Consider the following 19,979-nt stretch of genomic DNA (forward strand, 5'->3'; position numbering starts at 1 on the left):
TGCCTTTTCCTTTTCATATTCCAAGTTCATAGAAGTAAAATTATTTTTTTTAAAAAAAAGACTGGACAGAAGACTCCTGTTTTGATTCATTGCACTCGATGGGGTTACTATGAATATCGAAGCAGTTTTTAAATCACATTATTCCATAATTAAAGGAACTGGAAATGGCTAAATTGGACGCATATCATGCGCCAACGGAGGTGTATACTGATTCAAAATCGAGCGCTCCAAGTCATAAAGCGCAGAAAAAACGTATTCATCTGCTTTCTGGCTCCGCCTATCAAAAGCTTCTCTTTATTGAACCTTGGTTGCGTCGCTCGCTTCCGTTTGTTATTTTAGCATTTCTTATTGTACTTGCATCAATTCGTTTTATATCACTCTATGATTGGCGTAACACGATTGATAAGAACACGCGTTCTACCATCACTCTCTTAGCTTCTCATATTACCAATACAATTAATCATGACTTACTGGCTGTTTCTCAGAAAGGAAAAGTCTCTGCCCTTTCTCATAGTCATTTCCAAAATATCCTCACCACTTTTCGTAATCAAGATCTTATTAATCCTAGCACTCTGATCGCCATTATTGATCAAAAAGGAAATGTCTTAGCTTCATCCAGTTCAGAGATTTCTTTAGGAAAACCTTTGCAAGATTTTATCTCTGACAGCATTGCTTTACAATCTCTTGGACAGCACGTTGGAATTATGAAAATCACAATAGGAAAAGATGCCCCTGCTCTTGCTTCATTTCAGCAAACAGAAAATGGGCAATATGGCGTATTCATTAGCGAAAAAATGCAAGATAGCGCCATGGAATGGCGGAAAATTCTCTCGTTAAATATAACCCTGTTCATTGGAACTAGTGGCGTTATCCTCGCTCTTCTTTATGCTTATTACAACCAAATTGTACGAGCACGCAAAACGGATCTTGTCTCAGAAAAAATTCAAAACCGTATTGATATGGCAATGATGCGTGGACGCTGTGGACTATGGGATTGGAATATGGCAAGTGGACGCGTCTACTGGTCACGAGCAATGTATGAAATGCTGGGCTATGTCCCTCAAGATGCATTGCTCTCAATTTCCCAAATTAGCGCCATTATCAATCCAAATGATGCGAATTTTTTTGATCTTGCTCAGGAATTAATGAGCGGTAAAAAAAAGCATATCGATATTAACGTTCCCATGCGTCATGCCGATGGACATTATGTCTGGATGCGCATTCGTGCTGAAGTTACTGAAGAAGAAGAACCCCATTTGGTTGGTATTTCCTTCGATATTAGTGAACAGCAACAATTGGCTGAACAAACAGCGCAAGCCGACCTTCGTATCCGTGATGCAATTGAAAACATTTCAGAATCTTTCGTCTTGTGGGATTCAGAAGGACGTTTAGTCATGTCCAACAGCAAATTTTGCGAATATGCTGCTATTCCTAAACAAATTCTACAATCCGGTATCCAACGTGCAACCGTCGAAGCCATGGCACGCCCTGCTATCAGTGAATATCCCCTTAAAGATGATGGTACTGGTAACTTAACCAGTATTCGCCAAACGGCAGATGGTTGTTGGCTCAAAATTAACGAACGGCGGACCCAAGACGGAGGATTGGTTTGTATTGGTACTGACATTTCTGAGCTTAAACAACAACAGGAAAAATTTGAAGACAGTGAAAGGCGTCTTTTTTCTTTTATTCAAGAACTCAAACGTGCTCGAGGAAGTGCTCAACAACGTGCCTCAGAAGTTGAAAAACTTAATAAAAGTCTCAAGGCAGAAAAAGAGCGTGCTGAAAGTGCTAACAAAGCTAAATCAGAGTTTTTGGCTAATATGTCCCATGAATTGCGCACTCCTCTTAACGCTATTCTCGGCTTTTCAGATATCATGTTGCAATCGACTTTTGGACCTCTTGGCTCACAACGCTATAAGGAATATATGCATGATATTTACAATTCGGGAACCCATCTTCTAACCCTTATCAATGACATCCTTGATATGTCAAAAATTGAAGCTGGAAGATTTTCGCTTGATTGTAAAAATACCGATCTTGAGCCCATCATTAGTGAAGCAGTACGAACACTAACGCCTCAAGCTCAAGAAAAAAATATTGTTGTTACAACAAACATTACGCCAGAACTTCATGCTGAAGTTGATGGTCGTGCTATGAAACAGATTTTCCTTAATCTCATCTCTAATGCCGTTAAATTTACGCCTTCTGGCGGAAATATTGATGTTTGCGCTTTCAAGAAAAAAAACAACCTTATTTTTAAAATTACAGATACAGGTGTTGGTATTCCCCAATCAGCAATTAAAAAACTTGGGCAACCTTTTGAACAAGTTGAAAATCAGCTTACTAAATCTCACACGGGCTCAGGTCTTGGCTTAGCCATTTCACGCTCCTTGCTAGAACTCCACAAAGGAAAACTTGAAATTACCTCAAAAGAAATGAAAGGGACAACTGTAACGATTATAATGCCCATCACACAAAATTAAATTCCTCCATTTTGTTCTCGTTGTAGCAAAATCTGTTTCCGTTTGGATCCCCAACGATACCCTGAAATAAAACCATTTTTACGCACAACACGATGACACGGAATGATAACAGCCAATTCGTTACGTGCACACGCATTAGCAACGGCACGAAAAGCGTTCGGTATACCAATACGGCATGCTAAGACTTCATATGAAATTGTTTCACCACATGGTATATCACATAATACTGCCCATACTTGTCGTTGAAAAACTGTACCATTTATATCTAAGGGAAAATTATATTTTTTGACCAACTTAGGTGTTTCTATCATAGCTATAATATGAGCAACTTCTCTCTTAAATGTATTGTCACCTACAACTTGTTGTGCATTGCCAAATCGTATCGTAAACTCCTGTAATAATTGTTCTATAGTATCTCCTAACGCTATATAACAAATCCCTTTTTGAGACCTAGCCACCAAAAGCTTTCCTATTGATACATCTTTCAGACAGAATATTCTCGTTTGGGAAATGTTCAGCATTTTAGCCTTCTTTATATTTTTAAATATTTTTGAACATCATCCATAAAGTAAAGAGAGAGTATTCACTATCTTTTAACAGCAAACAAAATCATTCTGAAATTATCTCCTTAGCCATTGTATTAAAATACACTCTCACCCTTTTATGAAATGGAAATATACATCAATTGACTTTCTTCCTACCCTAAAACGGAAAATTCGACCAGAACAGATCTATCAACAATCTTGCTTTTTATCTAACAGATTCCAACTAAGACCATTTCATATGGTTTATTTCACAAGCTCTCTAAAAACAAATCCCGCCCTGAATTCTATCATATACTCTAACAAAAAACACCTTAATGTGGTAAATTTTCATACCTTATATCACAGCTCTAAACGGCAGTATTTTACGGAACAACAAGATAAACTTCCCATTTTATTTTACGAAATCCCATCGAACCATCAATAGTGGCTTATGTTTTACAAGCAACAGAAAAAGTGCGCGCCCTCTCTTTAGGAAAACAACGTCATAAAACACAAAATGTGCCGGCAATGGACTGAAAAGATGTTCCGGCTTTTATTCTCCACAGTATGCTTAAATATTCTAATTTGTTGGAGTACTACTATTATTTTTTTATCAAAGATCATACTTTTGATATACTTACGAGATGACTCAGCTCAAAAAAGAAATTTATCTTCAATTTTATGAAAAAAAGCATGGAAAAGGTATTTTAGTGCTTACTTTCTTTGTCACTTAACTTATAAAATGACTGTAGCCTCAGAACTGAAATATTTTACCCGCAACAATCGCGCACAGATATTTGTCATAGGAAAAAGCCATGCCCAAACGCACAGATATAAAATCTATTCTTATCATCGGAGCAGGACCTATTATCATTGGTCAGGCATGTGAATTTGATTATTCAGGCACACAAGCCTGTAAAGCATTAAAAGAAGAAGGTTATCGAATTATTTTGGTAAATTCTAATCCTGCCACGATTATGACAGATCCAGATCTAGCTGATGCAACTTATATAGAGCCCATTACTCCTGAAATAGTTGCCAAAATTATTGCCCACGAACGTCCCGATGCCCTTTTGCCCACTATGGGAGGACAAACAGCCCTCAACACTGCTTTATCATTAAAGCGTATGGGTATTTTAGACCGCTATCATGTTGAAATGATAGGGGCCAATGCTGATGCTATTGATAAAGCTGAAGATCGTGCTTTATTCCGCCAAGCGATGGCAAAAATCGGTTTGGAAACGCCACGCTCTATGTTAGCCAATGCAACAGAACTAAAAGAAGAAAATCGCCGACAGCACGCAAAAACGCGTGCTGAACTTAAAGCAAAACTTTCTGGTGCTGCACTTGACAAAGCACTCGAAGAACTTGAGCGCAACTGGCGACATACCGAAACTGATCGCAAACAACATTATATCGCCCATGCAACAGCAAAAGCAGTTCAAGCTCTTGATGTTGTTGGACTTCCAGCTATTATTCGTCCTTCATTTACCCTTGGTGGAACCGGTGGTGGAATCGCTTACAATCGTTCTGAATTTTATGAAATTATCGAACGCGGTCTTGAAGCTTCGCCTACAACTGAAGTTTTAATTGAAGAAAGTGTTTTAGGGTGGAAAGAATATGAGATGGAAGTTGTTCGTGATAAGAACGACAACTGTATCATTGTTTGTTCTATTGAAAACATTGATCCAATGGGGATTCATACCGGTGATTCGATCACTGTAGCGCCTGCTCTCACCTTAACAGATAAAGAATATCAATGTATGCGTAATGCTTCGATTGCTGTTTTGCGTGAAATTGGTGTTGAAACGGGGGGATCCAATGTACAGTTTGCTGTCAATCCTGAAAATGGGCGCCTCATTGTTATTGAAATGAATCCACGTGTTTCTCGCTCTTCAGCGCTTGCCTCAAAAGCAACGGGGTTTCCCATTGCCAAAGTAGCCGCTAAACTGGCTGTTGGTTATACTCTTGATGAATTAAAAAATGATATAACGGGTGGTGCAACACCAGCATCATTTGAACCTTCTATTGACTATATTGTGACAAAAATTCCTCGTTTTGCTTTCGAAAAATTTCCCGGTTCATCACCTGTCCTCACAACTGCGATGAAATCTGTAGGAGAAGTCATGGCAATTGGACGCACTTTTCAAGAATCGTTACAAAAAGCACTCCGTGGACTTGAAACAGGACTTACGGGTCTTGATGAAATTGTTATTCCAGAGCATGCTGAAGGTGATGAAAAAAGTTCTATACGCTCCGCCATTGCAATACCAAGCCCTGATCGTCTACGCTATATTGCTCAAGCCATGCGCACAGGCTTACCCTTAGATGAGATTCACCAAATTAGCAAAATTGATCCGTGGTTTTTAGAACAAATAGCCTCCATCATTGAAATGGAGCAGCGTATCCGCGTTCATGGATTACCCCAAGACGCAGATAACTTACGTATGTTAAAAGCTATGGGATTTTCAGATGCGCGATTAGCCTCCCTTACTGGAAAAGAACCCGATGATATCGCAGCTTTACGCAAATCACTGAATGTTAAACACGTCTTCAAACGGATTGACACTTGTGCCGCTGAATTTTCTTCTCCTACAGCCTATATGTATTCAACATATGAAGTTCCCTTTGCAGGTATAGAGCACTCGGAAGCACACATTTCTGAACGCAAAAAAATTGCTATTTTAGGCGGTGGACCAAACCGCATTGGGCAAGGTATTGAATTTGATTACTGTTGCTGCCACGCTGCTTTTGCACTGCGTGATGCAGGCTTTGAAGCGATTATGATTAACTGTAATCCTGAAACAGTTTCAACCGACTATGATACCTCTGATCGCCTTTACTTTGAATCTTTAACAACAGAAGATGTTATCGCTATTTTAGAAGCAGAACAGGAAAAAGGAGATTTGGTTGGAGTCATCGTCCAATTTGGCGGACAAACACCCTTGAAATTGGCAAGCGCTCTAGAAAAACACAACATTCCCATCTTGGGTACTTCACCTGACGCTATCGACTTAGCAGAAGATAGAGATCGCTTTCAAAAACTGTTATTTAAACTTAACTTAACACAACCTCAAAATGGTATTGCTCACTCCATCGAACAAGCACGCCTCATTGCCCACGAACTAGGCTTCCCATTGGTTGTACGTCCCTCTTATGTTTTAGGAGGACGTGCTATGCAAATTATCCGTGATGAACGTAGCTTACAAAATTATTTACTTGAAAGTGTCCCAGAATTAATTTCAGAAGATATCAAAGTCCGTTATCCTAACGACACAACAGGACAAATCAATATATTGCTTGGTAAAAATCCGCTTCTCTTTGATACCTATTTAACAGAAGCAATTGAAGTAGACGTTGATTGTCTATGTGATGGCAACGAAACACTGATTGTTGGTATTATGGAACACATTGAAGAAGCTGGTATCCACTCTGGTGATTCAGCATGTTCTTTACCAGTCCGTACGCTCTCAAATAAAATAGTTACTGAATTAGAGCGCCAAACCAAAGCATTAGCACAAGCACTTCATGTTCGCGGCTTAATGAATGTACAATATGCTATAAAAGATGACACCATTTATGTCTTAGAAGTCAATCCCCGTGCTTCACGTACTGTCCCATTTGTTGCAAAAACGATTGGTCGCCCTATTGCTAAAATGGCTGCACGTATTATGGCAGGAGAAACACTTCATGATGCTCTTCAAGCTTATGGTGGATTACCTTCCTTGCAGAAAAAACAACATATTGCCGTCAAGGAAGCAGTGTTTCCTTTTGCTCGTTTTTCAGGTGTTGATACACTTCTTGGTCCAGAAATGCGCTCAACCGGTGAAGTTATGGGACTTGACTATGAATTTTCGCTTGCTTTTGCTAAAGCACAACTTGGAGCTGGTGTAAAACTCCCTAAAGAGGGAACTTTGTTCGTTTCTGTAAGAGATGAAGATAAAAAACGCATCTTAAATCCTGTAAAACGTTTAACTGAGCTTGGCTTTTCTGTTGTTGCCACAAGTGGAACACATAAATTTCTTACCGAACACCACGTTGAAGCAACAAAAATCAACAAAGTCCTAGAAGGGCATCCTCATATTGAAGATTCCATTCGTAATCGCCAAATTCAATTGATTTTTAATACAACTAGCACTGCCAGTGCCATCTCAGACTCAAAATCATTACGTTATGCAGCACTCATGCAAAATGTTCCCTATTATACAACAATAGCTGGAGCCGAAGCCGTCGTAGAAGCGATCAAAGCACTCAAAAAAAGGCGCCTTGAAGTACGTTCACTACAAAGTTATTTCAGTTGAATTTTTTCTACTCAGCAAAAGGTACACTGCTTTCTTATTTTTTTTATATAAAAATTGATTAAGACTTGCTTTTTGTTCTAAAGACTTTTATAGAGGTTTCATCGAATTTTCGGTTACGTGACTTTCTTTCCTGTGCGATCTGCACTTTTGACGAAACTTCTCCCACCTAATTTCGATCTACAACCGTATTGAAGGAATGAAAGCTTCAATACTCAATATAATTATATATTCTAAGGAGTTTCCTATGTCTACAGGAACAGTTAAGTGGTTTAATACAACAAAAGGTTTCGGATTCATTCAGCCTAGTGATGGTAGTGCAGATGTATTTGTACACATTTCTGCCGTTGAGCGTTCTGGTCTAAACAGTCTTAATGAAGGGCAAAAAATTTCTTATGATGTTCTTCAAGATCGTCGTTCAGGAAAATTTGCCGCTGGCAACCTTGCTGCCCTTTAAAGTTTAAATTCTGCAGTATTTTATTTAAAAATCTTCGTCTGTAACGACGAAGATTTTTTATTTTGTATAAAGCATCATTTTACCTTGTTAAAATAAAAGACTGCTTACCTCCTTTGCACAATTTATCAAACCTCCCTTATACTTCCTCTAAAACTTTCATAAAATCTAAGAAGAAATTATCTTGTAAAAATCTCAAAAAAGAAGAATGTAAAGCCCGTGTAAGAGTATTTTGGAAGTTTTTTATTGCATACAATATAATCTCTTATAGAATATCCTTAAAGCAATAACTATTTGTTGATATAATATAAGGATTTAAAATTATGGCTTTTATTGCCGACAAACTGTCTCGTATCAAACCTTCTGCAACAATTGCTGCTTCCCAAAAAGCCCGTCATTTAAAAACATTAGGGCGCAACGTTATTGCTTTAAGCGCTGGAGAGCCAGACTTTGATACCCCAGACAACATCAAAAACGCGGCCATTGAAGCTATTCGAAGAGGAGAAACAAAATACCCTCCCATATCTGGAATTCCAGAATTGCGCCAAGCAATTTCTGCAAAGTTTAAAAGGGAAAATAATCTCAATTATGAACCAGAGCAAATTATTGTTGGTACCGGTGGAAAACAAATTCTCTTTAATGCATTGATGGCAACTTTGAATAAAGGGGATGAAGTCATCATTCCATCTCCTTATTGGGTAAGTTATCCAGAAATGGTTGCACTCAACGATGGTACGCCTGTCTTTTTAGAAACAAAAGCCGAATTTTCTTATAAACTCCAACCACAAGAGCTAGAAGCTGCCATTACCCCCAAAACCAAATGGTTCATCTTTAACTCTCCTTCAAATCCATCAGGTGCCGCTTATACACATAATGAATTGAAAAAACTCACAGATGTTTTAGTAAAATATCCTCATGTTTATATTCTTTCCGATGATATATATGAACATCTCACATATGAGGGTTTTACCTTTGTTACTCCAGCTCAAGTAGAACCAGCGCTTTATGAGCGTACACTCACAATGAATGGTGTTTCCAAAGCATATGCGATGACGGGATGGAGAATCGGCTATGCAGGGGGACCACAAGAATTAATTAAAGCTATGGATACCATTCAAGGTCAGCAAACATCTGGAACAAGTGTCATTTCACAATGGGCTGCTGTTGAAGCACTCAATGGGCCACAAAGCTTTATCGCTAAAAATAAAAGTATTTTTCAAGCACGCCGTGATTTCGTTGTTTCCATGCTAAACCAAGCTTCTGGCATTCACTGTCCAACGCCCGAAGGTGCTTTTTATGTTTATCCCTCTTGCACAGGACTTATTGGAAAGAAAACACCCAACGGTCAATGTATTACGAATGATGAAGACTTTGCCATAGCGCTTCTAGAAACAGAAGCTGTTGCTGTCGTCCAAGGATCTGCTTTTGGACTTGGATCAGCTTTTCGTATTTCTTATGCAACATCAGAAGAATTACTTGAAGAAGCTTGTATACGTATACAGCGTTTTTGCAACAGTTTAATTTAAAATTTTTAATATCATCTCTTGTGATCGTTTTTTTTGCCGAATGTCAGTATATCCGAGAAAATATCGGAAATTGTATCATGGTCTGAATCAATCGATTCAGTAAAAATATCCATGAATAAACACAACAATAGAGGCTGTAGATAAAGAGCAAAAAAATCTAGCGATCAAATAAATGAATCGGTTTATTATCATGAGAGATGAAAAAACTATTCTGCTTTCTCTATTCAATTTATAACTCTAAAAAAGATCGAGCACTTTTAAACACAATTGCCCTTATAATCAAATCTTTTCTATTTCTCGGCTTCTTCTTCGTCCTAAAATGAAGAAGAAGCCTCCTCCCGTCGTTATGTAAACAATCCAGTTTCCTTTAAGTTCTATCTAATAACGACTTGATTTACTTCATAGGCTTTATGAACAAGACCTGCCTTAAATATTCACCTCTCACTCTAATAAAAAGCACCTCAATGTATAAAGTTTTAAATATTTTATATCACGCCCCTAAAAGACAGACTTTTATGCTACAACAGAATAAATCTCTCTCAAACTCCTTATTGAATTTTAGTATTCTTAAAAAATTGTTGGATATCCACAAGTTTCGAAATTTTTTCCTTATCATCCTCCCATATATTGCAATTTCTAGGAGCTCTTTCAAAAATAAAAAAAAGCCGGACATACGTCCGGCAAATTTGGAAAATCCTCAGAGATAAAATCAATCTGATAGATCTTCGTAAGGGAACACTCAAGAAAATGCACTGGGAGGCAACATAATCAAGAGATAGTATTCTATGTCATTTTATAAGAAAAAGTACAATAAAGACTTAAGCGTATCTGCTATGCAATAAACACATAGCTTTAAATTTGTCTCCATCATGTACCACTCTTTTTAATTAAATATAAAAATGTAAGCTACACCATCACACGATTGTCCAGTTTTCAATATATAATACCCCTCACATTTGCTAGCATTCATAAAAAACATTTATCCCTTTTTTCAAAAGTATTTTTCCACACGGACTCCATCCACTTTTAATGTGCAACGAATAGTTTTAATTGATTCAATATGGGCAAATTTAAAACGAAAGAATATTAGGGGATTCTCAAATTGTAAAACAGTTAATTATTCCTTATAAATTAAGGCATTAACATTAAAAAGACCACTGACGGGCTTTTAAAAAAATATAATCTCGAAAAGCATTTAACCTTGCCAAATTCTTTAAATTATAAGGATAACAAAAAAAAGTATCAAAAGAAGGAATATCAACCATATCAGGAAAAAGACGCACCAAATGCTCATCATTATTGACGATATAATCAGGCAGCACAGCAATCCCAAGATCACGCATAAGCGCATTCTTTATTGAGATGATATTGTTGATTTGTAGAACTGAAACGCGCAATGATCCATCACTTCTACCAGCCTTTTCCAACCAATTTAAACCAGACAAATAAGGTGGGACAGGTTCACCGAACGAAATAATACGATGCTCATCGAGATCAGACAATTTTTCCGGCTTTCCATAATTTGCAATATACTTTTCCGAAGCATAAACATGCATATGAATTGTAAAGAGTTTTCTTTGTATAAGATCAGGTTGTTGGGGTTGATGTAAGCGAACAGCACAATCCGCATGACACATTGTCAAATCAAGCTCTTCATCGGAAAGCAAAAGCTGAACCTGCATATCAGGATAAAGACTAAGAAATTCTGGCATACGCTCTGCAATCCACCCTGCCCCCATTCCAAAGGTCGAGGTTACACGCAAGTGCCCCGTTGGTTTTGCATAGCTTTCACTTAGTTGCAAACGTACACTTTCAAGCTTCATCAAAACATCATGAGCTGTACGATAAAGAGTTTCTCCCTGTTCTGTAAGAATCAAACCACGCGCATGACGTTGAAATAAGGATACCCCAACCTCTTGTTCTAAAGCCGAAACCTGTCGTGAAACTGCTGACTGAGATAAATGAAGCTTTTGAGCAGCATGCGTAAAAGATCCCGCTTCTGCTGCAGCGTGAAAAACCCTTAACTTATCCCAATCCAACGGTGGCGCCACAATTAATTCTACCTCTAGATTCTTTATGTTCTCAATGAGTTACTAACGCTTAGATATATCCAGAAACCGTTCTGCTTCCAACGCAGCCATACATCCTCTTCCCGCAGCTGTTACAGCTTGGCGGAATATTTCATCTGTTACATCCCCAGCAGCAAAAACACCAGCAATGCTTGTTGCTGTTGAGTCCGGTGCTGTCCATAAATAGCCGCCTCGTTTTTGTTTCAGCTGTCCTTCAAACAGAGAAACAGCAGGATCATGCCCAATAGCAATAAATATTCCCTCTGCATTCACTGTCATCTCGTGACCTGTCTTAACATTTTTCAGACGTGCCCCTGTTACAACAGCGCCCACTGGCCCCTGTGCTGGCAGCCCCACAATTTCTTCCACCACATGATCCCAAATGATACGTACGTTCTTGCAAGCAAGCAACCTATCTTGCAAAATTTTTTCTGCCCGAAAATGATCTCGGCGATGAACCACGCTTACACTTTTAGCCAAATGCGATAAATAAAGTGCTTCTTCAACAGCGGTATTTCCTCCTCCCACGACAATAACGTCCTTATTACGGTAAAAAAAGCCATCACATGTAGCACAAGCGGACACACCACCGCCCATAAAGGTTTGTTCACTTTCTAAACCAAGCCAGCGCGCTTGAGCTCCTGTTGCAATAATCAGTGCATCACAAGAATATTGTGTTCCTGAATCCCCATATAAGACAAAAGGATACTTCAACAAATCAGCCTTTATAATTGTATCATAGACAATTTTTGTCCCCATATTCTCAGCTTGTTTCGCCATTTGTTCCATCAACCACGGTCCTTGAATGGGATCTGCAAAACCTGGATAATTCTCAACATCAGTTGTAATTGTCAATTGTCCACCCTGCTGCAAGCCCGTCACCAAAACCGGCTTAAGCATTGCTCTTGCTGCATAGATCGCCGCTGTATAACCAGCTGGACCTGAGCCAATAATCAGCAGACGAATATGCGATTGTACCATTAAATCCCCTTCACTTTATTATAACTTAATTATTCTATAAATGATAACGGAATGCAGCCTTTTAAAAAAATATTTTTCAAGAACTCCAATTATGTTATATGTACTTCATTTTCAAGTTTTATGAAAAGGTCTGATTACCAATTTCATCAAGGCATCCTAATGTTAAGAATTAATCTTTATCCTATAAAGAGAAAAACGTAAATTCTTATGAGCACAAAACCATAATAAAAAGAGATACAAAGATAGGGAACGGTCATTTTTCAGTTTATTATCAATGTCTGTGCACGTTTTGCGTTAATCATGGCAGGAGCAATGCTTTTGCCAATTTTTGTGGATCTGCACGACAACAATCGTAATTGGATAACCTTTCTCTATTCTTGTGCCATAACCACCATGTTAGCAACGCTGATTCTTTTAGCAACTAAGGGAGCTACTTGTCGTTTTTCAGCACGGCTTGGCTTTATGCTCACTGTTTGTCTTTGGCTAACAGGAAGCATCGTAGGTGCCTTACCTCTTTATCTTTCTCCTCTTCCCATTTCTCTAGCAGGAGCCATTTTTGAATCTGTTTCTGGAATTACAACAACAGGTTCCACAGTCCTTTCTGATCTTGATAATTTATCGCGAAGTATTTTGTTATGGCGTTCTCTTATATGCTGGATTGGGGGCATTGGTTTTATCGGTTTAGCCCTCTTACTTTTGCCTTCACTGCGTGTGGGTGGCGTACGACTTTTTCATATGGAATCATCTGATAAATCTGAAAAAATATTGCCTCGCATCAACCAAATTGCTAACGGAATTATCATCGCTTATGTTGGTCTCACATTGGCTTGTATGCTTTCTTATTTTGCTGCAGGCATGAATTTATTTGATGCCATTAACCATGCAATGAGTACAGTCGCAACAGCTGGTTTTTCAACGCATGATGCTTCTTTTGGTTATTTTTTAGATAAACCAGCCATCTTAATTATTTCAACAATCTTCATGTTGCTTTCTGCTTTGCCCTTCGTACTTTATGTTAAATTAGTCCTTCCTGGACACTCCAAACGCTTCCTTGACCCACAAGTGATTGTTTTTCTCCATATCGTTCTCCTTTTCAGCTTTGCTTTAGCGGCATGGCTACGGTTTTATGATCATCGCGCATTCCACTTAATTTTCCTTGATGTCATTTTTCACCTTTCATCCATTATTAGCACCACAGGTTACAGCGCTGAAGATTATCAACTTTGGGGACCATTTGCGCTTGGAATTTTCTTCATTGTTTCTTTTACAGGCGGATGTGCTGGTTCTACTTCTGGTGGCATGAAAATCAATCGCCTCATTATTCTTTGGCGTATTACACAAACAAATATAGAAAAACTTCTTTCTCCTAATGTCGTTGTAAAGGCGCGCTACGATCACTCAAATATATCAAACGATGTTGCTCAAGCCGTTTTGTTTTTTGTCTGTCTTTATATGTTTTGCCTTGTTATCGGCACTGCACTTTTGCTTACAAGCGGTCTTGACTTTACCTCTGCCTTTACCGGTGTCTTAACCGCACTTTCAAATGTTGGTCCAGGCTTTGGAGATATTATTGGCCCCACTGGTAATTTCTCTACAATCAACGATAATGCTTTATGGATTTTAAGTTTTCTAATGTTAGCTGGACGCCTTGAAATCATAACAATATTCGTCCTTTTTATTCCCGCTTTCTGGCGTGAACAATTCTAATGCATAAAGCATTTTATTCTACCATGATAAAAAATTTACAACATAAAAAGGTGTGAACAGTATGAGTCATAATATTCACCCCTCACTCAATCCACTGAAGATTTCCTAAAATTTCATACAAATCATCATATCAACGATATAAAATAAGCACCATCATTTTTACTTAAATAATAATAAGGTGCAAGTCGGTACCACAAAATAAGATATAAATTAGTACCACCGTACTATTTTCTTTCTGTTAATGTCGTAACAGCCTGCATTTCAGACAATTTATAAGAAATTTCTTTATACCCTGTCTTCAATAGTTTTTATCCACCACATGCTTTCTTCCAATTGTGATGTGCAAGAGGATAGCTCTTATTCAAATTAAAAAGGTAAATTATCTATAGAAATCATATATATATATTGATCTTAGATCCATCTTATTATGAATTTATTGAAAATATGTACGACTATTTTACCCATGGAGACACCATAAATATCTTTTTAAAGACAAGAAAACGTTTTTTCTATCTATTTAAGTCTTCCAAAACGAACAATATCAGTACGACACCGTATATCTAGACTTGAGTTAAAGCATTATTTTCTTATTCTAAAATATCACTGAATAAAAATAGCTTTCCTCTCTCCTAATATGCTTTATCGTAAACTACATATCGCTCTCAAGCGTATACATTTTTAATCTTTTATCCAAAATTTCGAGAACTTCTTATAGCGTTCTACTAAAGACAATATAAATTTTGTAAAATAACATTTATATCATTGAGCTGTTTTCTTGATGACTATGAAAAACCTTTAAGGAAAACACTTTTTATCATTCCTCAAGAAGATCTTTGATATAATAATCAAAGTGTTTTTTCCGCAAACAGTTCTTTGTAAACACGCTCAATCTCGGTTGTCTCCTTTTCCAAAGGAAAGTGTGTACGAACATGGGTTAAAGCTTTCTTTCCGGCTACCAATGTTTTTTCTACATCAGCAAAATAAGGTTCAATTGCTGCTGTTAAAGCCGCTCCATCTCCTGCTTTTACAACTGTTCCTGTTCCCTCGGCCACCAATTCTTTATAAGCTCCTGCATCACTCGTTACAACCGCAACCTGTGATGCCATTGCTTCTAATGGTGTTAAACCGAAACCTTCTGTACGAGAAGGTGCAACATAAAGCGATAAACGACGATACCACAAAGGGATATCCAGAATCTCACCAAGAAAAATAATGCGATCATCCAGACCAGCCTTAGCAATCTTTTGGTGTAATTCTTTTTCAAAATGATAATATTGCTCTGTCGTACGACCAGCGATAAGTGCTGTCCATTCAGGATAGTCAGGTAATAACGCTATCATGGCATCAACAAATAAATCTGTTCCCTTTGAGTAACGCAGACGCCCAAAACACCCTACCGCATATTTTCCTGGAAATCCTGTCGAAGAAAAGTAATCATCAAGAGTCTGTGGTGGAGTAAAACGCTTCACATCCACCCCATGCATAATAACCTTATGAGGCACTTCTAGATAAGCGCCCGTATGTGTACTGGTAGCGATAACCCTATCCATACAGCGAATCAACCATTTGGTAAAAGGCTTATGATGGCGTTGTGAAGCCGATGTAAAGATAAGTTTCAGCTTCATTTTCAAGATATCGCGCAAAAAGATCCCAAAAAGCATCTCAATATTGCGTCGTGCATGCCAAATACGAAATGGCTTCCCTTTCGGACTTTTCCAAAGTCCGAAAAGGTCCTTAAAGGCAAGAGCCGGCAAAGTTTGTGGTAAACCAAACCCCAAAGTGGATATACGCACCCCCTGTTCGCGTTGCAGTGGAATAAGCTGAATAATCGTAGATGTTACTCCCGATAAACGCCTTTTAAAGTGAGGCGCAATAATCTCAGTTTCATCCAAAGATACACGCATAATAATCCATATGTTATTTAGATGTACTGAACCTTAATGATCTCGTAATTATGCGCACCACCGGGTGCATTCACCTCAATCACATCACCTTCTTGCTTGCCAATGAGTGCACGTGCAATAGGCGAAGAAATAGAGATTTTACCAACCTTTACATCAGCTTCTTGATCTCCTACGATCTGATACACTTTTTTTTCTTCAGTATCCTCATCCAAGAGTTTAATGGTTGCTCCAAATTTTATTTTGTCGCCTGAAAGACGCGTGACATCTATAACTTCTGCTCGTGCGATATAATCTTCAAGCTCATTTATACGCCCCTCATTATGGCTTTGCGCTTCTTTAGCTGCATGATACTCAGCATTTTCTGATAAATCACCATGTGCACGCGCCTCAGAAATTGCTTCAATAATTCGCGGACGCTCCTGTTGTTGACGCCAACGCAACTCTTCTTTAAGACTCTCAAAACCAGCTGTAGTCATCGGAACTTTTTCCATAATCCGTCCCTTTCTATTACACGGAAGGTTTAATAAAAATACAAAAAACGGCTTCCAAAATTACTTTTGGAATCCGAAAACTACGATCTTTTTTATTATATAGTACAGTATCGCTATTTTCCATACAAAAATAAATAAAGGAAACAAAACATGCACAAATAGTGATTAAAACATCTCATTTTGGTGTTTAAACCGTTAAACTTCACTCTTCTCTTTAAAGTCTCCTAAAGAAGAAAGAATTGTATTTTTTTCTGTTTTATCATAATCTAGCAAAAGAAATCATATGGGATACAAAGAGAGAAGGATAGAAAATCTCTAAAGAAATTCTTTACAGAAGAATGAAAAAAATCGTCATTTTTTTTATGTTTGGCTCTTTCTTTTTCGCCACAACAGTATCTGAAGCTGCGGATGCTTTTGTTACGAGAAATCTTAATTTTAGAACAGGTCCTAGCACTCAGTATGCACTTTGCGGCTTAATCTCTGCTGGAGAATTGGTTTTTGTTAAAAACTGTGAAGGCAATTGGTGCCATATCCGATATAACACTCAAATAGGTTGGGTGTCATCTCGTTATCTTTCATTTAAAGATGGAAATGATCTTTATCACACATACACGATGTCTTTAGTGCCCAAACGTACCGATTATTCTCCATAACAGCCATAATAACTTATGCCATCTTAAATATCATCATGGCAAAAATGCAATAGTGTCCACGAACAACCACAATATGCCCCCTCCAAAGAAACACTTCGAAGAATTCGTCTCATAGAAAAAACTTGATCAATATCCTAATGAAAGCTCCAATAAACCAAAATAAATCTGTTCAATAACGTTTTGCTGTTGTCGTAATGAAATTGTAAAAATTAGTATTTTCTTTAAAATCACCAGCACTTTTCTATTAAAGGATACAACAATGAAAAATGGTGTTACAGCAACAGTTGAGGCTCTTTCTGCTCTGATTGCCTCAGGCAATCCTCTTTTTAAGAATGGCGCGTTATGGACACCTCACCGCCCTGTTCGTCCTGAAAAGTCTGAAGGTGGCATTCCATTTCAACTCGAAACACCCTTTGAACCTGCGGGAGATCAACCTCAAGCAATTAAAACTCTGGTTGAGGGAATTCAAAAAGATGAACGTACACAAGTGCTTTTGGGTGTTACCGGCTCAGGAAAAACCTATACAATGGCCAAAATCATTGAAAAAACACAGCGTCCAGCTCTGATTTTAGCTCCCAATAAAACTCTAGCAGCGCAGCTTTACGGAGAGTTTAAAAGTTTTTTTCCCCACAATGCCGTCGAATATTTTGTTTCCTATTATGACTATTATCAGCCAGAAGCCTACGTTGCACGCTCTGATACCTATATTGAAAAAGAATCCTCAATTAATGAACAAATCGACCGTATGCGCCATGCTGCAACACGTGCTGTTCTTGAACGTGATGACGTCATTATTGTCGCATCTGTATCCTGTATCTACGGGATTGGTTCAGTAGAAACTTATACTGCTATGACCTTCAAAATAGAAAAAGGTGATAAACTCAATCAACGGCAATTACTGGCCGATTTAGTTGCCCAACACTATCATCGACAAGATATCAATTTCATTCGTGGTTCCTTTCGTGTTCGAGGGGATACAATCGAAATTTTCCCTGCCCACCTCGAAGATCGTGCTTGGCGTATTTCGCTCTTTGGCGATGAAGTGGAAACAATTACGGAATTTGATCCTCTAACGGGACAAAAAACAGGCGATCTTCAATCGATTAAAATTTATGCCAACTCACACTACGTAACACCACGCCCAACACTTAACCAAGCGATGAAATCGATCAAAATGGAACTCGCTCAACGCCTTGATGAGTTGAACGCAGCTGGACGTCTTTTAGAAGCACAACGTTTAGAACAACGTACAATTTTTGATTTGGAAATGTTGGAAACCACCGGCTCATGCTCTGGAATCGAAAATTATTCACGCTATTTAACAGGACGAAAACCTGGTGAACCACCACCAACCTTGTTCGAATACATTCCAAACAATGCTCTTGTTTTTATCGATGAAAGCCACGTAACCATTCCCCAAATTGGAGGCATGTACCGAGGTGACTTTCGAAGAAAAGCAACCCTAGCAGAATATGGGTTTCGCCTACCTTCCTGTATGGACAATCGCCCTTTACGCTTTGAAGAATGGGATGCCATGCGCCCACAAACTATTGCCGTCTCTGCAACACCAGGACGCTGGGAAATAGAACAATCTCATGGCACTTTTGCAGAACAAATTATTCGTCCAACAGGGCTCATTGATCCACCAACAGAGGTTCGTCCAGCCAGCAATCAAGTCGATGATGTTGTGAATGAAATTCGTAAAACAATTCAAAAAGGCTACCGTACATTGGTGACAGTTCTCACAAAGCGTATGGCCGAGGACTTAACTGAATATCTCCACGAACAAGACATTCGCGTACGCTATATGCATTCTGACATTGATACATTAGAACGCATTGAAATTCTACGCGATCTGCGGCTTGGCACCTTTGATGTCCTCATCGGTATCAACTTGCTCCGAGAAGGCTTAGATATTCCAGAATGTGGTTTTGTTGCCATTCTAGATGCCGATAAAGAGGGCTTTTTGCGCTCTGAAACTTCCCTCATACAAACAATCGGACGTGCTGCACGTAATGTAGATGGCCACGTTATCCTCTATGCAGATACAATCACAGGCTCCATAGAACGAGCCTTACAGGAAACACAAAGACGTCGACAAAAACAAATAGCCTATAATGAAGAACACCATATCACACCCAAAAGTATCAAAAAAAATATCGGAGATATTCTCAATTCAGGCTATGAAAACAACCATATTCGCACAAATATCCCTGATGTCATCGAGAAAAAAAATATGGTTGGCAACAATTTGACATCTCATATTAAACACCTTGAAAAATTAATGCATGAAGCGGCTGCTGATCTCAACTTTGAAGAAGCAGCACAACTTCGCGATGAAATCAAACAATTACAAAAGATAGAATTAGAAATCGCTGAGAACCCCTTAACACATCATGACGAACAATCCACCCATGAGCCCGTGTTACAACCAAATCTTTTCTCCAAACCAGACCTTGCACATATGGGACCAACCATAGACACTGGTATTTTGGAAAATCGAAAAGGAAAATCTGGTAAAAACACCCCTAATCAAGCAACAATAAAACGAAAAAAAACACAATCAACAAAGGAGCAAGAAATTTCAAACCGCCTAAAATAATCTTCAGCTCTTCTAAAAAAACGACTAAAGCTCAAAAGCAAACAGCATTATCCGCAAAATAGATAACCTCAAACATCAAGGGTGCTCCAATTTATCTAAAACACCATGAGAGAGAACATTTTTTCTTGTTAAACCGCGTTATAAAAAATCCCTAAAAATGTAAAAAACTTCTAAACTTTAAAAAAGAAGACAAATTTAAAGAAAATATTTTATATATATCAAAAAAATCATAAAATGTATTATCTTTATAAAGTTATACTCTGATATCGAACTCAAATATTATT

At 38.2% G+C, this 19,979-nt stretch carries 12 protein-coding genes; 7 read left to right on the forward strand and 5 right to left on the reverse strand.

The window, feature by feature from the left end:
- Positions 1 to 164 precede the first annotated feature (164 nt).
- Positions 165 to 2,486, forward strand: coding sequence for an ATP-binding protein (locus tag ACFIKD_RS01575; RefSeq protein WP_375647040.1), 2,322 nt, complete (start codon positions 165 to 167; stop codon positions 2,484 to 2,486).
- Here ACFIKD_RS01575 and ACFIKD_RS01580 read toward each other — a convergent pair.
- Positions 2,483 to 3,007, reverse strand: a complete 525-nt coding sequence (locus tag ACFIKD_RS01580; protein ID WP_273788414.1) for a methylated-DNA--[protein]-cysteine S-methyltransferase — start codon at positions 3,005 to 3,007, stop codon at positions 2,483 to 2,485. The genes ACFIKD_RS01575 and ACFIKD_RS01580 overlap by 4 nt on opposite strands.
- A gap of 818 nt (positions 3,008 to 3,825) precedes the next feature.
- Between ACFIKD_RS01580 and carB the strand changes: the two genes are divergently transcribed.
- From carB to ACFIKD_RS01595, 3 genes are all read left to right on the forward strand, one after another.
- Positions 3,826 to 7,311, forward strand: a complete 3,486-nt coding sequence (carB, locus tag ACFIKD_RS01585) for a carbamoyl-phosphate synthase large subunit (protein WP_375635704.1) — start codon at positions 3,826 to 3,828, stop codon at positions 7,309 to 7,311.
- A 244-nt stretch (positions 7,312 to 7,555) separates the two neighbouring features.
- On the forward strand, positions 7,556 to 7,765 hold the full coding sequence (locus ACFIKD_RS01590; RefSeq protein WP_012754908.1) for a cold-shock protein: 210 nt from the start codon (positions 7,556 to 7,558) through the stop codon (positions 7,763 to 7,765).
- Between the two features lie 320 nt (positions 7,766 to 8,085).
- Positions 8,086 to 9,288 (forward strand): pyridoxal phosphate-dependent aminotransferase, encoded by a 1,203-nt coding sequence (locus ACFIKD_RS01595; RefSeq protein WP_375647041.1) that lies wholly within the window; start codon positions 8,086 to 8,088, stop codon positions 9,286 to 9,288.
- Positions 9,289 to 10,433: 1,145 nt separating this feature from the next.
- On the opposite strand, the gene ACFIKD_RS01600 is transcribed toward ACFIKD_RS01595, so the two are convergent.
- Complete coding sequence (locus ACFIKD_RS01600; protein WP_012754906.1) at positions 10,434 to 11,339, reverse strand: LysR family transcriptional regulator; 906 nt, start codon at positions 11,337 to 11,339, stop codon at positions 10,434 to 10,436.
- A gap of 42 nt (positions 11,340 to 11,381) precedes the next feature.
- On the reverse strand, positions 11,382 to 12,338 hold the full coding sequence (gene trxB / locus ACFIKD_RS01605; RefSeq protein WP_375644873.1) for a thioredoxin-disulfide reductase: 957 nt from the start codon (positions 12,336 to 12,338) through the stop codon (positions 11,382 to 11,384).
- A gap of 312 nt (positions 12,339 to 12,650) precedes the next feature.
- On the opposite strand from trxB, the gene ACFIKD_RS01610 reads away from it, so the two are divergent.
- Positions 12,651 to 14,045 carry a TrkH family potassium uptake protein gene (locus ACFIKD_RS01610; protein WP_375647105.1) on the forward strand — a complete coding sequence of 465 codons (1,395 nt, stop codon included), beginning with the start codon at positions 12,651 to 12,653 and terminating at the stop codon, positions 14,043 to 14,045.
- Positions 14,046 to 14,890: 845 nt separating this feature from the next.
- Here the strand turns inward: ACFIKD_RS01610 and ACFIKD_RS01615 are convergent.
- Both ACFIKD_RS01615 and greA read right to left on the reverse strand, forming a co-directional pair.
- A complete protein-coding gene (locus tag ACFIKD_RS01615) occupies positions 14,891 to 15,949 on the reverse strand; it encodes a glycosyltransferase family 4 protein (RefSeq protein ID WP_012754903.1) in 1,059 nt (352 codons plus the stop codon).
- Positions 15,950 to 15,966: 17 nt separating this feature from the next.
- A complete protein-coding gene (gene greA, locus ACFIKD_RS01620; protein WP_012754902.1) occupies positions 15,967 to 16,440 on the reverse strand; it encodes a transcription elongation factor GreA in 474 nt (157 codons plus the stop codon).
- A gap of 338 nt (positions 16,441 to 16,778) precedes the next feature.
- On the opposite strand from greA, the gene ACFIKD_RS01625 reads away from it, so the two are divergent.
- Both ACFIKD_RS01625 and uvrB read left to right on the forward strand, forming a co-directional pair.
- Entirely contained in the window at positions 16,779 to 17,093 is a 315-nt protein-coding gene (locus ACFIKD_RS01625) for an SH3 domain-containing protein (protein WP_273788409.1), read from the forward strand.
- Positions 17,094 to 17,352: 259 nt separating this feature from the next.
- A complete protein-coding gene (uvrB, locus tag ACFIKD_RS01630) occupies positions 17,353 to 19,695 on the forward strand; it encodes an excinuclease ABC subunit UvrB (RefSeq protein WP_375647043.1) in 2,343 nt (780 codons plus the stop codon).
- The last annotated feature ends 284 nt before the right edge of the window (positions 19,696 to 19,979 follow it).

Source organism: Bartonella sp. CR84HXZ, from assembly GCF_042194535.1.
GTDB classification, from domain to species: Bacteria; Pseudomonadota; Alphaproteobacteria; order Rhizobiales; family Rhizobiaceae; genus Bartonella; species Bartonella grahamii.

Coding starts and splice junctions, on each gene's coding strand:
- ACFIKD_RS01575 (WP_375647040.1), top strand. CDS start 165: ATGGCTAAATTGGACGCATATCATGCGCCAACGGAGGTGTATACTGAT.
- ACFIKD_RS01580 (WP_273788414.1), bottom strand. CDS start 3,007: ATGCTGAACATTTCCCAAACGAGAATATTCTGTCTGAAAGATGTATCA.
- carB (WP_375635704.1), top strand. CDS start 3,826: ATGCCCAAACGCACAGATATAAAATCTATTCTTATCATCGGAGCAGGA.
- ACFIKD_RS01590 (WP_012754908.1), top strand. CDS start 7,556: ATGTCTACAGGAACAGTTAAGTGGTTTAATACAACAAAAGGTTTCGGA.
- ACFIKD_RS01595 (WP_375647041.1), top strand. CDS start 8,086: ATGGCTTTTATTGCCGACAAACTGTCTCGTATCAAACCTTCTGCAACA.
- trxB (WP_375644873.1), bottom strand. CDS start 12,338: ATGGTACAATCGCATATTCGTCTGCTGATTATTGGCTCAGGTCCAGCT.
- ACFIKD_RS01610 (WP_375647105.1), top strand. CDS start 12,651: ATGCTTTTGCCAATTTTTGTGGATCTGCACGACAACAATCGTAATTGG.
- ACFIKD_RS01615 (WP_012754903.1), bottom strand. CDS start 15,949: ATGCGTGTATCTTTGGATGAAACTGAGATTATTGCGCCTCACTTTAAA.
- greA (WP_012754902.1), bottom strand. CDS start 16,440: ATGGAAAAAGTTCCGATGACTACAGCTGGTTTTGAGAGTCTTAAAGAA.
- ACFIKD_RS01625 (WP_273788409.1), top strand. CDS start 16,779: ATGAAAAAAATCGTCATTTTTTTTATGTTTGGCTCTTTCTTTTTCGCC.
- uvrB (WP_375647043.1), top strand. CDS start 17,353: ATGAAAAATGGTGTTACAGCAACAGTTGAGGCTCTTTCTGCTCTGATT.